The 15,894-nt window shown below is 60.9% G+C and carries 9 protein-coding genes; 6 read left to right on the top strand and 3 right to left on the bottom strand.

All coding sequences use genetic code 11. The annotated features are described in order from the left end of the window. Positions 1-284: 284 nt before the first annotated feature. The 4 genes from nhaA to EDF57_RS24095 all read left to right on the top strand — a co-directional run bounded on the left by nhaA (position 285) and on the right by EDF57_RS24095 (position 5,576). Complete coding sequence (gene nhaA / locus EDF57_RS24110) at positions 285-1,478, top strand: Na+/H+ antiporter NhaA (RefSeq protein ID WP_134096202.1); 1,194 nt, start codon at positions 285-287, stop codon at positions 1,476-1,478. A 63-nt stretch (positions 1,479-1,541) separates the two neighbouring features. Continuing rightward, a complete protein-coding gene (locus tag EDF57_RS24105; RefSeq protein WP_243841275.1) occupies positions 1,542-3,347 on the top strand; it encodes an SLC13 family permease in 1,806 nt (601 codons plus the stop codon). 92 nt (positions 3,348-3,439) lie between these two features. Continuing rightward, positions 3,440-4,690 carry a DUF2254 domain-containing protein gene (locus tag EDF57_RS24100; RefSeq protein ID WP_243841274.1) on the top strand — a complete coding sequence of 417 codons (1,251 nt, stop codon included), beginning with the start codon at positions 3,440-3,442 and terminating at the stop codon, positions 4,688-4,690. 253 nt (positions 4,691-4,943) lie between these two features. Continuing rightward, positions 4,944-5,576 carry a tyrosine-type recombinase/integrase gene (locus EDF57_RS24095; RefSeq protein WP_134096201.1) on the top strand — a complete coding sequence of 211 codons (633 nt, stop codon included), beginning with the start codon at positions 4,944-4,946 and terminating at the stop codon, positions 5,574-5,576. Between the two features lie 181 nt (positions 5,577-5,757). On the opposite strand, the gene EDF57_RS24090 is transcribed toward EDF57_RS24095, so the two are convergent. Further along, positions 5,758-5,970 (bottom strand): hypothetical protein, encoded by a 213-nt coding sequence (locus EDF57_RS24090; RefSeq protein ID WP_134096200.1) that lies wholly within the window; start codon positions 5,968-5,970, stop codon positions 5,758-5,760. Positions 5,971-6,111: 141 nt separating this feature from the next. Between EDF57_RS24090 and EDF57_RS24085 the strand changes: the two genes are divergently transcribed. Beyond that, the gene (locus tag EDF57_RS24085; protein ID WP_166675385.1) at positions 6,112-8,703 is read left to right on the top strand and encodes an ATP-binding protein; all 2,592 of its coding nucleotides are present in this window, start codon (positions 6,112-6,114) and stop codon (positions 8,701-8,703) included. Between the two features lie 24 nt (positions 8,704-8,727). Here EDF57_RS24085 and EDF57_RS24080 read toward each other — a convergent pair whose 3' ends face one another. Then, entirely contained in the window at positions 8,728-11,994 is a 3,267-nt protein-coding gene (locus EDF57_RS24080; RefSeq protein ID WP_134096198.1) for a PAS domain-containing protein, read from the bottom strand. 294 nt (positions 11,995-12,288) lie between these two features. On the opposite strand from EDF57_RS24080, the gene EDF57_RS24075 reads away from it, so the two are divergent. Then, positions 12,289-12,921, top strand: coding sequence for a tyrosine-type recombinase/integrase (locus EDF57_RS24075; RefSeq protein ID WP_134096197.1), 633 nt, complete (start codon positions 12,289-12,291; stop codon positions 12,919-12,921). Between the two features lie 453 nt (positions 12,922-13,374). On the opposite strand, the gene EDF57_RS24070 is transcribed toward EDF57_RS24075, so the two are convergent. Further along, positions 13,375-15,744 (bottom strand): arylsulfatase, encoded by a 2,370-nt coding sequence (locus EDF57_RS24070; protein ID WP_134096196.1) that lies wholly within the window; start codon positions 15,742-15,744, stop codon positions 13,375-13,377. Positions 15,745-15,894 lie beyond the last annotated feature (150 nt).

Here is a 15,894-nt window from a genome sequence, read left to right as displayed (position 1 = left end):
ACATGGGCCTGCGACAACAAGGCCTACATCAAATGGGAATGCCGGGATGCGTGATCCCAACCCGATTCAATTTCCATACGTGAGGTTGCTCAATCCTTGACGTTATCTTCGGCACCAAGATCCTATCCTGTCCAATAGGGACCCACGCTGGGAATGCCCCTTCATGGTTGCCGCATGCTCACTCCAATGCGATAGGCAGCTTCGGGTGTTCGTTTTCAGAGACGGGCAGGTATCTTAGCGTTGGTCGGGCCGCCAGCGCATGATGAACGTCGCCCGGAGCACCAATGGCCATCACCCCAAGCATGCGTATCAGCGCAATCCGTCGCTTTTTGCACAGCCAGTCTTCCGCCGGTCTTGTTCTCATGGCTACGGCAGCAGTGGCGCTGATTCTCGCCAACTCTCCGCTCGCAGGCACATACGAGGCGGTTTTGCACGTCTATCTGGGACCGCTTTCGCTGGCCCACTGGATCAACGATGCCCTGATGGCAGTTTTCTTCCTGCTGGTCGGGCTGGAGATCAAGCGCGAGATGCTCGACGGGCAATTGTCCACGTGGTCGCGTCGGATTCTGCCCGGGATCGCCGCCGCAGGAGGCATGGCGGTGCCGGCGCTGCTGTTCTATGCCTTCAATACCGGCGCGACGGCGCGCGGATGGGCGATCCCGGCCGCTACCGACATCGCTTTCGCGCTGGGGGTCATCTCACTGTTGGGGAATCGGGTTCCGGCCTCCCTGCGCATCTTCCTGGCCGCACTCGCCATCATCGACGACCTAGGGGCGGTGATCATCATCGCATTGTTCTATACCGCCGATTTTTCGGTGGTCGACCTTGCCTGCGCGGGAGGAGTGGTGGCGGCGCTCGTCGCGCTCAATCGCTTCCGAGTACGGAGCCTGACGCCCTATCTTCTGCTGGGCGCACTGCTTTGGGTATTCGTGTTCCGCTCCGGCATCCACGCGACCTTGGCCGGCGTCGTGTTGGCGCTGACAATCCCGATGGAGATTACGCCGAGCCGGTCCGACGTCGATGCGACCAGCCCGCTTCACCGGCTCGAGAATTTTCTCCACCTCCCGGTCGGCTTCCTGATCGTGCCACTCTTTGCGCTCGCCAATGCTGGTGTACCCGTGCTGAAGTTGCCCGCCGAGGCGCTGGCGGCGCCGGTAACCCTCGGCGTGGCGCTCGGCCTGCTGCTTGGCAAGCCGGTGGGCGTTTTCGGGATGTCTGTGCTTGCGGTTCGGCTCGGGCTGGCGGATGCACCTGCCCATGCGAGCCGCATGCAGATGTTCGGCGTCGCTTTGCTATGCGGGATCGGCTTTACGATGAGCCTGTTCATTGCGCTTCTTGCTTTCCCGGGGGACCTCATCCTCCAGTCCGAGGCAAAAATCGGGATCCTGGCAGGCTCCCTGCTCTCGGGGCTTCTGGGCTATGCCGTGTTGCGCCTGGCGGACCGGGAAAAGTCTAACGCCGCGGCAAGCACATGGTGATGGCCTGAAGCCGCGCTCGCGGATCGTGCGTTGATCTCGCCCAACGGTTATCAAGGAGCAAAGATGTCCTCCGACGGTTTGATGTCTATCTGGCACGACGCCAAGCCGTTTGTCGGCCTGATCATGGTCGTGCTGCTGTTCGTGTCCTTCGCCCTCGAGCGCTTCCCGCCTGTCGTGATCGCCCTGATCGGCGCCGCACTGATGCTCGGGACCGGAATCTTGGCCCCAGCGGACGTTCTCACCGTCTTCTCCAATCCAGCGCCGATCACGATCGCCGCCTTCTTCATCCTGTCTGGCGCCTTGATCAGGACGGGCGCGATTGAAGCACTGGCCAGCCTCATGATAGCCCGTGCGCGGGAGAGGCCGCGACGCACGGTGGCCGAACTGATGGGCACGGCCATGCTCGCGCCGGCATTCATCAACAACACGCCAGTTGTCATGGTCCTGATCCCGCTGGTCAAGAAGCTGGGCCGCACCGTGGGCATCGCCGCAACCCGGTTGCTGATCCCGCTGTCTTACCTGGCGATCCTGAGCGGGACTCTGACCCTCGTCGGTACCTCCACCAACCTGCTGGTGGACGGCGTTGCCCAGGAGAACGGTCTTGCGGCTTTCGGCATCTTCGAAATAACCGCCGTGGGTGCGGTCGCCCTTCTGAGCGGCGGTCTCACACTTCTGCTGCTTGGACCCAAACTCCTGCCCAACCGCCCCGACGACGAACTCGATGTGGATAGCGATCGCCAGTACATCACTGAACTCCTTCCGACGTTCCGCGGCTCGGCGGGCCGCCCGCTCAGCGAATTCGGTGCTCTGCGGCGCACCGCCGTGAAGGTCGTCGGGATCAAGCGCGGCTCGCAGGTCGTTCGCAATGTGCCGGCAGGCGAGGAAATTCTATCGTCCGACCGGATCATCGTGGCCACCAGCGCTCACGAACTGGATGCTCTGGCGCGATCGCACGACTTCATGATCGGGCTGCAGAATGTCGGCCGACCGATCAGGCTTGCCCATGACGAACGCGACGAAGCGGTAAGAATGGTGGGAATCACGCTGGCGCCAACTCACCCGGCGATTGGTCGCCGGCTGCGGGAGATACCTTTCCTCTCGAACTTGGGCGTACGCGTTCTCGGGCTCAGCCGTCCGCGCCATCTTGCCGGGCCGGACCTTGCGAACGCGCGCTTCCGGGCTGGCGACAGCCTGCTGGTCGCCGCGGACGACCAGGCGGCGTCGGAGTTGCGGGAAAATGCCAATTTCATCGCCGAGGATACCAGCGGGGTGCGGCGCTACCGCCGCCACCGGGCGCCCATCGCCGCGCTGACCCTGGCCCTTGTCATCCTTGGCGCCGCGTTCGACGTGATGCCGGTCTATGCCCTCGCGCTGCTCGGTGTGGCCATCGTGCTCGCGACCAGATGCCTGGATGCCGAAGAGGCGTGGGCGGCCATCGACGGCAACGTCATCGTCCTGATTTTTGCGATGCTGGCATTTGGGCTTGGACTTGAGAAAGCCGGAAGCGTCAAGCTGATCGTGGATACCCTTTCGCCCTGGATGGACGGCCTACCGCCTCTGGCACTGATCCTTGCCATCTACGCCGCTACCTCCGCCCTGACCGAGACGGTCACCAACAACGCGGTCGCCGTCATCATGACCCCGATCGCGATCGGCATCGCCGGGCAAAGCGGCGTCGATGCGCGCCCGCTCGTGATCGCCGTGATGTTCGCTGCCTCCGCCAGCTTTGCGACACCGATCGGATACCAGACCAACACTATGGTCTATGCCGCCGCCGACTACCGCTTCGCCGATTTCGTCAAGATCGGCCTGCCCATGAACATCATCGTCGGCGTGGCGACCTGCGCTGCGATTTTCCTGCTTACCTGATCCGGCCGATCTCCTCCGCCGCCGGATAACCGATGGAACATCAGGCCCTGCCGTCGCTTCCGGTTTGACCTTCAGACGGCAGGAATGAGCGAATGAAACGATGGCAGTGGGCGGTGCGCTTGCTCACAAGGTGCATGTGGTTCCGGGCCACCTTGTTCTGCCTGTTCGCTGTTGGCCTTGCCATGGTCGGAGCCCTGCTGGGCCACATGATTTCCTATGAATTCGCGGCTAAGGTCGGCGCGAAGTCCGTTGACAATATCCTCAATGTCCTCGCCTCAAGCATGTTGGCCGTCACGACGTTTTCGCTGACCGCGATGGTCTCTGCCTATGCGGGAGCAACAAGCAACATCACACCGCGGGCCGTCCAGCTCCTAGTCGATGATACGACCGCCCAAAATGCACTCGCAACATTTCTCGGCAGCTTCCTTTTCGCCGTGGTCGGGATCATCGCTTTGTCGACCGGCCTCTATGGCGAAACGGGACGCGTGATCCTTTTCGCCGGCACGATCCTGGTGATTGCTTTGATCATCGTGACATTCCTGCGCTGGATCGAGCACATCACGCGTTTTGGCCGCGTCGGCGACACCATCGAACGTGTGGAGCGCGCTGCCACGCAGGCTGTGCGCGCGATGGCTCAGCGGCCTCGGTTCGGTGAGAAGGAGCGCCGTGCCGTTCCTTCGGGGGCAACGTGCATCCACCATAACGGCATTGGCAGGATCACCCATGTAGACACGCCACAACTCGCCGAGGTCGCCAAGGAGATAGGTGGCGAAATCACGCTGTCTGCTCTCCCTGGCACGTTCGTCGATCCTGCACGCGTTATCGCCTGGACGACTGTGCGATTGGATGATCGCCAGATGCGACGCATCCGTGAGGCTTTTACCGTTTCAAACAACCGCGCGTTCGACCACGATCCGCGTTTCGGGCTCGTGGTGCTTTCCGAGATCGGCTCGCGCGCCTTGTCTCCCGCCGTCAACGACCCGGGAACGGCGATCGCGGTGCTGGAAGCCGGCACGCGTGTGCTGGCAGCCATTCTCAGTCACGACCCCGAGGAAAGAGATGATCCGTTCCCTGGCGTGCATGTGCCCGCGTTCGCATTCTCGGACTTGCTGGAGGATCTCTACAGACCCCTTGCGCGTGACGGGGCGGGCACCGTCGAATTGGGCATCCGTCTGCAGAAGTCTCTGGCGGCCCTTGCTGCCATCGAGCCACAGGCACGGCAAGACTGCATGTTCGAGGCCGCCGACGCCCTGGCGAGAGCGCAATCTCAATTGGCGAGTCCCACAGATGCAGACAGGTTACGCACGGTGCACGATCGAATTAAGCAGCATGCCGATCGATAGCCCGCATCATCGCATTATGGGGTCGTTGTCGCCTTCCCGCGCATGATCTGCGTGAGAAATGCGGACAGTTCGGCCCACTGAATAGGGTTTGAGCAGCAATTCGAAGCCGTGGGCGGCCGCGTCTCTCTGATTAGGACATTCGCTGCGCCCCCGGTGAACGGCCGCCTCTGGTCGGCACGACCCTCGCAGGAATCTACCGATTGAGCCGGCAGACGTTCTTCAGATGGCCAATTTTGGTCATTGGAGAACAATCATGGAGATGCATGAATCCGAACCCACGGCCGCCAAACGTCAGGTCTGGAATGCGGGAAGGACCGTTGGCGCCAAGCGTGCCCTGAAACCGAAGCAAATATGGGAGATCCGATTTTACCTCAATCAACGGAGGCGCCTGCGAGACCGGGCGCTGTTCGATCTCGCGATCGACAGCAAGCTGCGCGGCTGCGACCTCGTCCGGATGAAAATCGGCGACCTTGTCAGCGGCGGGCAGATACGGACGCGTGCAATCGTGATGCAGCAGAAAACAGGTCGGCCTGTTCAGTTCGAACTGCTGCCCGACGCCCGGACCAGCCTCTTGGCATGGCTCGAACGCCGGGGTGGCACGGTGGACAATTATGTCTTCCCAAGTCGGGTGGACCGCAATGGCCATCTCAGCACTCGCCAGTATGCCCGGCTTGTCGATGAATGGGTGACGGGCGTCGGCTTGATGCGAAGCGATTATGGCACCCACTCGCTTCGCCGGACAAAGGCATCGATCATCTACCGGGCAACCGGCAACCTGCGCGCTGTCCAAATTCTTCTCGGCCATAGCAAGATCGAGAATACCGTCCGATATCTTGGGATAGATGTGGAGGACGCACTCGCCCTTGCCGAAAACACTGAAATTTGAAGTCGTCGGCTCCTCGTTTCGGCGAGGAGCCGAACTCGGGCCCTTGGGCCAAACCCGTCGTTCCAGCGTCGGTATGTCAAAGTCGGGTTTGACTATGAAAGCTGCGTGTCTGCCGTTGGTTGAACGCCGGGATTTGATGGCGTGCTATCAAGCCAAGCGCCTGTAGCGTGCGTTATTGACTTTAGGCGATGGCGTGAAAGCCTTGTTTCTCGTCGTTTTCGACAGGCAGCTCATTAATGATCTGCCTGAATCGACTGGCAAGCGACGAGATATAGACACTTATTTCCGAATCGGAGGAGATCCCAGCCAGTACGCCGAGCACGCTCAACTCCTCATCAACAGCCGCCATAGTCTGGTCAATGGATCGGCCGAAACTGGGATGGGGGGCGCTCATGAATGGGTAACGCTGTTTTGAGCTTTCAGTGCCGAAGCAAGTGGTTAAAGCCGTGTGCGATCTGGCATTCCGATGAAACGGCGACAAACTCGCTTCTGGGCGAACCCATGCTATGAGCGAAAAAATTCAGAAGATGGTGCGATGAATATCAGCCTGACAGAGCGCGAGATTGCAGAAAAACAGTGGGCCAACACGTCGCTGGGCGCGCACAGTTCCTGGCCGACTGCGCTGCGTTCCACCGTTGCTATGATGCTCGCTTGCCCGACTCCGATGTTTCTGGCCTGGGGGCCGGAACTGCTCTGTTTCTATAACGATGCCTATCGCCCTATCCTGGGCTATCGAGCCGAAAATGCCATGGGTGAGCCATTCCGGGAGGTCTGGGCCAGCATCTGGGACGAAATCGAACCTTTGGTGCAGGCTACCTTGACTGGCGAGAATTGCACCATGACCGACATGCGGCTCGACCTTAGCCGCGAAGGGGTCGCTGAAGAAAGCTGGTGGACCTTCACCTACTCCCCTGTCTTCGACGATGACGGTGCTGTTGCTGGCCTGCTGAACGTCACCAGCGAAACGACATCGCGCGTTGTCGCCGAGCGGGAGCGGAAAGCCGCCGACGAACGATTGGACCTTGCGCTGTCAGCGGGCAACAGCATCGGCACATGGGACTGGGACGTGAGAGCGAACCTTGTGACTGCGGACACGAGGTTTGCGACCCTATATGGCATTGATCCGGCTGCGGCAGCTGAGGGCGCCTCGATCAGCCAATTCTTCGCCGGCATTCATCCTGATGATATTGCGCGGGTAGAAGCGGAGGTAGCTGCGGCTGTCGAGCAGTGCGGCAGCTTCATTTCAGAATATCGCCTGCTGCATAAGGATGGAAGCGTTCGCTGGGTATCGGCGCAAGGGCGCTGCATCGCTGGCCCTGACGGGTGCTGTGAGAGATTTCCCGGCGTAAGCTACGATATCACTGACCGAATGACCTCCGAGCTCGCACTTCTCACTGCTAAGGTTGAGCGCGATTTCGTCGTGGATCTGACGACCCGGCAAAGGATCTCGAATGATCCCGAAACGATCATCCGCATCTCCTCGCAGGCGCTAGGTGAGCGACTAGGCGTCCACCGGGCCGGGTTCTATCGCCTCCTCGGGGTCAAACAAATGCGGCATGGCGAAAGCTGGACCGACGGCACGCTGACGGCGCTAACTGGCGTCCAACCTGTTAGAGCGTTTGGAGAAAGGGCCGAACGCCAAAGGCGCCAGGGAAAGACGCTGGTGTTTAGCGACAGCCGATACGACAATGGAGGCGATCTCAAACCATATGCTGAGACCGGCGTGCTTGCCGGGCTGTGTGTACCCTTGATGGATGCTGGGCGGTGGCAGGCCGGTATCTATCTTCATCACGCTGAGGTGCGCCATTGGACGCCGGCAGAAATATCCCTCGTCAGGGAAGTGGCCGAACTGACGTGGCTGGCGGTCGAACGCGCAGAGGCGCTGATGCGGCTGAGCCAGCGCGTTGATCAGCAAAATGTCGAACTGGAAGAGGCAAGCACGGAGATCCAAGCGGAATCAGAGCGGCGCACCACGGCCGAGAGCCAGCTTCGTCAGCTTCAGAAAATGGATTCGCTTGGCCAGCTTACCGGCGGCATCGCGCACGACTTCAACAATATGCTCGCGATCGTCATCGGCGGGCTCAATCTTGCTCAGCGCAGGCTGGCGCGTGGAGAAGCGGACGTCACCAAATACCTCGACGGTGCAATGGAGGGCGCCACCCGCGCGGCTACCCTGACGCAGCGGCTGCTCGCCTTTTCACGTCAGCAGCCGCTATCGCCCGAGGCCATTGATTCGAACCGGCTCATCGCGGGCCTTTCGGACATGCTAACCCGATCGCTTGGCGAGCTGGTGCAGCTGGAAACCATCCTGGGCGCAGGTCTTTGGAAGGCAAAGGCCGATCCAACCGAGCTGGAAAATGTTATCGTCAATCTGGCGGTCAACGCGCGAGACGCAATGCCTGAGGGCGGCAAACTCACGCTTGAGACCTGCAACGCGCATGTCGACGATGCTTATGCACGCGAGGCGGAGATTCCCCCCGGCCAATATGTGCAGATCGCCGTGACGGATACGGGAGCCGGCATGACGCCCGAGGTGCTAGCGAAGGCGTTCGACCCGTTCTTCACGACTAAGCCCACCGGAAAGGGCACTGGGCTTGGCTTGAGTCAGGTATTCGGCTTTGCGCGTCAGTCTGGCGGTAACGTTCGTATCTATACCGAGCCTGGCCATGGCACGACGTTCAAGCTTTACCTTCCCCGCTTTTGGGGCGAGGAAACGCCGGCAGTCCGCCGCATCGCCACGCCAGTGCGGCAGGGCCTGCCTACGGAAATCATTCTGGTGGTCGAGGACGAGGAGCGAGTCCGCAACAACTCGGTCGATACCCTGCGAGAGCTTGGCTACACCGTTCTGCATGCAGCGAACGGTCCTGAGGCGCTGGGAATGATCCAGGCCGGGCAGGATGTTACGTTGCTCTTCACTGACATCGTGATGCCCGGCATGACTGGTCGCCAACTGGCCGATCTGGCGAAGGACCTGCTGCCGAAGCTCAAGGTCGTTTACACCACCGGCTACACCCGCAACGCCGTGGTGCATAACGGGGTGCTGGACCCCGGCACGAATTTCCTACCCAAACCCTTCGGTATCGACCAGCTGGCCGCGAAAATAGCAGAGGTTCTCGACGCCGAGTGAGCGGAACCAGAGCCTCCCAGCGGCTTATTCTTCGTCAGAGACATGGCCGCTGGTTGCCTGCGCGAGTACGCCAGCCAACTCGTCCATCGAGTATGGTTTGCGCAGCAGGTGAAGGCCCTTGGTGCCTTCTTGCGCCAGCACATGACTGTAACCACTGGTCAGGACGACCGGCAGTGCTGGATATTCCTGAGCAATCTCTTCGGCAAGTTCGATGCCGGATCGGCCCGGCATGACGACGTCGGTAAATACGACATCGTAACGATCTGGTGCCTGTCGAAGTTCAGCAATCGCGGCATCGGCATTCGCGACCCAGTGGGAGCCGAGGCCAAGTTCGGCGAGCGCCTGGGTCGCAAATTCGCCGACCTCGCGGTTATCCTCGACGACGAGTACGCACATGCCTGGCTCGACCGGCTGAACCCGCGGCTGATCGCCATCGGTGGCTGGCTTTTCTGCGGTTGCGAAGGGAAGATAAAGCGTAAAGGTCGTTCCGCGTCCGACCTCACTGTCGACGGCGACATCGCCTTCAGATTGTTTGGCAAAGCCAAACACCTGGCTCAGTCCCAGACCCGTACCGTGACCCACACCCTTGGTGGTGAAGAAAGGTTCGAAGATTTTTTCCATCTGGTTTTCCAGAATACCCGAGCCGGTGTCAGAAATGGAAATCGCAACATGCCGTGAGCGGACTGCGGGATGGCGGCGCAAGGCGGGGATCTCAGCCGCCACCTTGACGGTTATGGTCAGACGGCCTTCTCCGTCCATCGCGTCGCGGGCGTTGACGGCCATATTGACCACGGCCGTATCGAACTGGCTAGGATCAGCCATCACGAGAGCAGGTTGGTCCGTCAGATCGTACTGCATCTCGACCCGCGAACCTGTCAGGGTCCTCAACATGCCTTGCAGCGCCGCGATACTGGCCGAGGCATCGAATATTTGCGGTTGCAGCGTCTGCCGCCGCGCGAAGGCGAGCAACTGGCTGGTCAGCTTGGTAGCGCGATCGGCGGTATCAGCGATTGCATCGACATAGCGCACGCGCTTCTCATCGCTCAGTCCCGGGCGGCGCAGCAGATCAACTGATCCCCGGATCACGGTGAGCAGATTGTTGAAGTCATGCGCCACGCCGCCGGTGAGCTGGCCGACGGCTTCCACTTTCTGCGATTGCCGCAGAGCGTCTTCGGTCTGCCTGAGAACCTCGTCAGCGTCGCGAGACGCGGTGACATCGCGTCCGATCGCAAAGATTTCTCCACGGTCGGGAGCCGCTGCCCACGAGATCCATCGGTACGTGCCATCCTTGTGCCGAAACCGGCAGATATAGGGCGGCAATTCCCCCACCTGGGCGACGGCTAGCGCTCGCGCCGTTTGCTCGAAATCGTCAGGATGAAGGAAGTCGGTCGCGGCATGGCCGACCACATCGCGCTCTTCGTAGCCCAGGATCGTCATCCAAGCAGGATTCGCCTGTGTGTAAACGCCTTCTGGAGTTGCGACGACGATCAAGTCGGGGGAAGCATTCCACAAGCGCTGAAGTTCGGCGACGGTGACATCAACCTGATCAGCGAGTTGCGTGGCTTTAGCCTGAAGCTCGCGTTCCATAGCCACGCGCTCGCTTTGATCAAGCATTGCCCCAATCATGCGCAAGGGTTTGCCTACCGGGTCTCGTAGAACGAAGCCACGGTCGCGTACATCGGCATAAGTGCCATCTGCTCGCTGGAACCGGTACTCATCCATCCAATCGGTAGCGCCATCATCGATGACAGCGTGGATGCTATGCTCGATGCGGCCGCGATCGTCCGCTTGGATATGGTCGATCCACCAATCTCCCGTCGGCTCTACATCCGACAGTCTATGCCCATAGGCGCGCTCGATCGCCTCGTTCCAGGTCACGTGATTGCGAACCAGATCCCAGTCCCAAATGGCATCGTTGGTCGCGCGATTAGCCAGACGCAAGCGTTGATCGGTTTCGTGCAGCTTGGCCTCAGCCAAACGAGCGTCGGTAACGTCATGCACCGTGCCAATCAGGCGGATGGCCTTGCCTTCCTCAAAAAATCCCTGTCCGCGCGCCGAGAGATAACGCAGTTTGCCGTCTTCGATACCGATCGTCCGGTATTCTGTCTCGAACATGCCAGCGCCGAGCGGGTCCAGCGCTGCTTGCACGGCCGCATTGGCGGAAGAACGATCCTCGGGATGAACACCAGCGAGGAACGCTTCCGCATAGCTCACCGGTGCACCGGGGGGCATGCCGAATAATGCGCGGCAACCATCGTCCCAAGTCAGCGTATCGAGCTCTACGTCGTAATCGTAGGTCCCTAGCCGTGCTGCCGTGGTGACGATCTCAGCGGTCCGACGTGCAGCCTCCAGCGCGATCTTCGTTTCGTGCTCGACGGTGATGTCGCGTACGGCTTTCACGAACCCTGGGCTATCGGCCCCGATGAGGGGCGTCATCGCGCCGTGCGCGTAGAACCGGCTTCCATCCTTACGCAGATGCCAGCGCTCATCAGAGGCGCGCCCTTCCTTTCGGGCTATTCGAAATTCACGATCCGGAACCCCGGCGGCACAGTCTTCAGATGTGAAGAAGCGGTCGGCAGGATTGCCGCACATCTCGGCGGCGCTCCAGCCAAAGATGCGCTCGGCACCAGCACTCCAACTGGTGACCATGCCACTGGCGTCCATTGCGATAATGGCGCTGTCGATCGCGGAATCGACAATAGCCTGGTAGCGATCCTCGGTTTCCTGATTGCGACGTGCTGCCTGATCAAGCGCCAGAGCATGATCCCGCTCCCGAAGCGCGTCGTCATTTTCGATCAAATCGATGACCTGTTCAGCCAGCAGCATCAGGGCTTCGCTCTGGGCTGGGCTAAGTCCTTCGTTCCGAGGAACCGTGTCGATTGCGCACAAGCTTCCCAGCGCAAACCCATCTCGTGTGACAAGCGGTGCACCAGCGTAAAACCGCAAGTGCGCGTCACCCGTCACCAGGGACATTGCGCTGGTACGGGCATCGACCGACAGATCCTCGATCTGAAAGATGCCGGACTGCTCGATGGCCAGGGCGCACACCGATGTGTCACGGGGGGTCTGGTCGATCTCAACGCCGCACTTGGCCTTGAACCATTGCCGATTGTCATCGACCAAGCTCACTAGCGCGATGGGCACGCTGCAGATGTTCTGCACCAGTGCTACAATGCGATCGAACCTTGGATCACGCGGAGTATCGAGGATACCATGCCGGCGCAGGGCAGCGAGGCGATGGTCTTCATTTGCAGGTGGGCTGATGCCCGCGTTGTCGTTACTAGTCGGCACTTCTGAACGTCACCGGTTGATGGAGGGTGCTGTAAGCAAGAGTCCCAGAAGCCCCCCGGCGATCCGCGACCGCAGTGATATAGCAGCTAGCCAGCGCCGGTCCAATAACTGCTGTTAAATGACCGATCTCGTCTGGACGGAGAAATTGCTTGCGATGACCGGACTTGAGGAAAGCAGACGCTCGCGCCAACCAGACGCAACGACCAAACCTGGTCGCAAACCGCAGAGCCATTCGCCCGCGACCTCGCCCGCAAGCGTTCTGAAGGTGGCTAATGTGGCCATAGGAGAACGACCATGGAGATGTCTGAAACCGAACTCACCACCGCTAAGCGCCCGGTTTGGAATGCCGGAAGGACCGTGGGGGCAAAGCGGGCTCTGAAACCAAAGCAGATCTGGGAAATCCGTTTTTACCTCAATCAGCACCGGCGCCTGCGAGATCGGGCGCTTTTCGATCTGGCGATCGATAGCAAGCTTCGGGGCTGCGACCTGGTGCAGATGAAGATCGGCGACATTGTCAGCGGCGGACAGATCCGAACGCGGGCAATCGTGATGCAACAAAAAACGGGCCGGCCCGTTCAGTTCGAGCTTCTCCCGGACGCTCGGGCAAGCCTGCTGGCTTGGCTGGATCGGCGGGGCGGCACAGTGGACGATTATGTCTTTCCCAGCAGGGTAGATCATAACGGTCATCTCAGCACTCGCCAGTATGCCCGGCTTGTCGACGAATGGGTTACAGGTGTCGGTCTCATGCGAAGCGAGTATGGTACGCACTCACTTCGCCGAACGAAGGCATCGATAATCTACAGGGCCACCGGCAACCTTCGCGCCGTTCAAATCTTGCTCGGCCATAGCAAGATCGAGAATACAGTTCGCTACCTTGGAATCGACGTGGAGGATGCTCTCGCCCTCGCCGAGAATACCGAGATCTGAACCCGATGGCGCCCGTTCCCGGTGGGGAGCCGGATACGGGCGCTTGCGACAAAACCGCCGTTATGGGCCCGACCCAGAATGACGGATTTGAGCCAAAGGCCGCCTCTCGCGGCTCAATGCGGTCGCCCTTGGAACACGCAACGGCGCCTTTCGGAGTTCAGCGAGCAGCACGAGCTAATCAGCTCTCAGCATCCCGCGATCAGTTTGCGCAGATGGTGCGTATATACATTCCGACCGCCCCGCTGCTGGACGCAACTACAAGCTGCCCAACGTTTTGCGTACCAAGTAAATTGGGGCCACTGCCGCCTGTCATGTAATCAGCTTGCGAGGCGGGTTCGCCTGCTGACAAAACAAGCAGCACTCGCAACTCAGGTATGGTGGGATCGCTCGGAGGCAACGACTACCACAGAGGCCGCTTGCGGTGGTCGTTGTCCCGTTTACTCCGGATCGAACCTATTGCCGGGCCATCGCGATCGAGGCGAAGGCGCGTTCCTGTTCCTCGGTGTCGACGATGAGCTTGCCGGTGATGTCGGCTGTCACCTGATGAATGGTTCCGGTGAACTCGAACGGCGGGCCATAGAGTTCGCTCACCGATGAGCCGCCATTGCGGCCGATGAAGATGCCGCTGCCGATGCCCAGCGCGAGCGGTACCGTGTAAGGCATCTGCACTTCGCCCACCAGCTTGCCGTCGATGTAGAGCTGCCCCTTGCCCGGCGAGCCTTTGCCAGCCTTGAGATCGGGCTGGCCGCTGGGTTCGAATTCGTAGCGCAGTTCCACCTTGCCCTCGGGCACGTCCACGTTGGAGACCGCGCGGAATTCCTCCGCCCCCACGTAGTTGTGGACGTATTGGAGCTTCCCGTCCTTCACGAACAGCGTGTAGCCGCCGACGTTTCCGCCGTGGCAGATGAGCACCCCTTCCGCTCCGCCCGCCGGAATTTCCACTTCCGCCGTGAGGCTGTGCGCACGGTTGAGCAGCTTGGCCGCGACGTTTTCCGGAATCTGCTGCGTGCCCGGATAATAGGTGTAGCTCTCGCGGTCCTTGGTCAGCGCCGGGCGTTCGTCGGCAAAGCGCAGGGTACCCCGGCTGTCTAGCGGCAGGACGTTGTACTTGCCTGCCTCGGTGTACCAGATGGCGATCATCTCGATCAGCTTGCCCCGGTTGCTCGTCGCAAGGTTGTTCGATTCGGTGGGATCGTCCTTCAGGTTGTAGAGTTCCCAGCCGCTGGCATCGAGTTCGCGCAGCTTGTCTTCGGTGAGCGTCATCATCCCGAAGAAGGTGCCCGATTCGACAAAGGATGTGCCCGGCACCGGGCATACCGCGCGCCAGCCGTCGTGATAGATCGAGCGGTGGGCGAACATTTCGAAGTACTGGGTCTTGTGGCGCTCCTCGGCCCTCGCGTCGTCGAAGCTATAGGCGAAGCTGATCCCCTCGACCGGGGACTGCGTAACGCCCTTGATTGTGGCCGGAGCCTCGATGTCGAGCGCCTCCAGAACGGTGGGCACGAGGTCGATGGCGTGGGTGAACTGGTGGCGCAGCTCGCCGCGCGCCTTGATGCCTTGCGGCCAGTGGACGATCAGCGGATCGGATACGCCGCCCCGGTAGGTCTCGCGCTTCCAGCGGCGGAACGGAGTGTTGCCCGCATGAGTCCAGCCCCAAGCATAGTGGTTGAAGTACTTCGGCCCGCCGAGATCGTCGAGCGCGGCAAGGTTCTGCGCCAGGTCGTCGGGGACGTTGTTGAAGAACTTGTTCTCGTTCACCGAGCCGTTCGGCCCGCCTTCCGAGCTGGCGCCGTTGTCGGACACGAACATGATGAGCGTGTTGTCGAGCTGGCCCATCTTCTCGAGGAAGTCTACCAGGCGGCCGACGTGATGGTCCATGTGCTCGCAGAAGCCGGCGAAAACTTCCATCATTCGCGCATAGAGCTGGCGTTCGTCGGCGGACAGGGCGTTCCAGTCCTGCACGTCGGGGTCGTGACGCGAGAGCACGGCGTGCTCGGGCATGATGCCCGCCTTCTTCTGGTTGGCGAAGGCCTTCTCGCGGTAGGCGTCCCAACCGTCGTCGAACTTGCCTTTGTACTTGTCGGCCCATTCCTTGTGAACGTGGTGCGGCGCGTGGTTGGCGCCCGGCGCAAAATACATGAAGAACGGCTTGTCTGGGGCGACCTGCTTGAGATCGGCAATGAAGGCGATGGCCTTGTCCGCGAGGTCCTCGGTCAGGTGATAGCCTTCCTCCGGCGTGCGCGGCGGCTCCACCTGATGGTTGTCGTAGACGAGGTCGGGATAATACTGATGCGTGTCACCGCCGAGGAAGCCGTAGTAGCGGTCGAAGCCCCGGCCCAGCGGCCAGCGGTCATAGGGGCCGGCGGCGCTGATCTGTTCGGCCGGCGTCAGGTGCCACTTGCCGATGCACAGCGTCGAATAGCCCTGCTGGCGCAGCATTTCCGACATGAAGCCATTTTCGAAGGGAATCGCGCCGTTGCCACCGGGGAAGCCGGTCGATCCTTCGGTGATGCACGACATCGCGTTCGAATGGTGGTTGCGCCCGGTGATGAAGCACGAGCGGCTCGGGCTGCACAACGCGGTGGTGTGCATGTTGGTGTAGAGCAGGCCGTTCCTGGCGAGCTTATTTATGTTCGGAGTGTCGATCAGCCCTCCGTAGCAGCCTAGCTGGCCGAATCCGGTGTCGTCGATAACGATGAACAGGACATTGGGCGCGCCCGGCTTTGCGCGTTCGGGCGCAGGCCAGGCAGGCTCCGATTCGTCCACCGTGCGGCCCATGCGGCCGGGAAATGCGGCTCCGGGGGAATATTCGGTGAGGGTCATCGTTCGACTCCTGGTCTTGGGATGCATTTTTCCGGCTCAAGGTCTCGCCAGCGATGCGGCGCCGTGAGGCAAGGCGAGGAGGGGCGAACCTCTCACCGAGGTCGGGAAATCGCCATCGGGAAAAACCCGGTGATCCCCCCAGGAAGCCTC

It is taken from the genome of Novosphingobium sp. PhB55 (genome assembly GCF_004368805.1).
In the GTDB taxonomy this organism is placed as follows: Bacteria; Pseudomonadota; Alphaproteobacteria; order Sphingomonadales; family Sphingomonadaceae; genus Novosphingobium.
The sequence above is the reverse complement of the archived record's forward strand: the minus strand, read 5'-3'. Positions and strand labels throughout refer to the sequence as shown.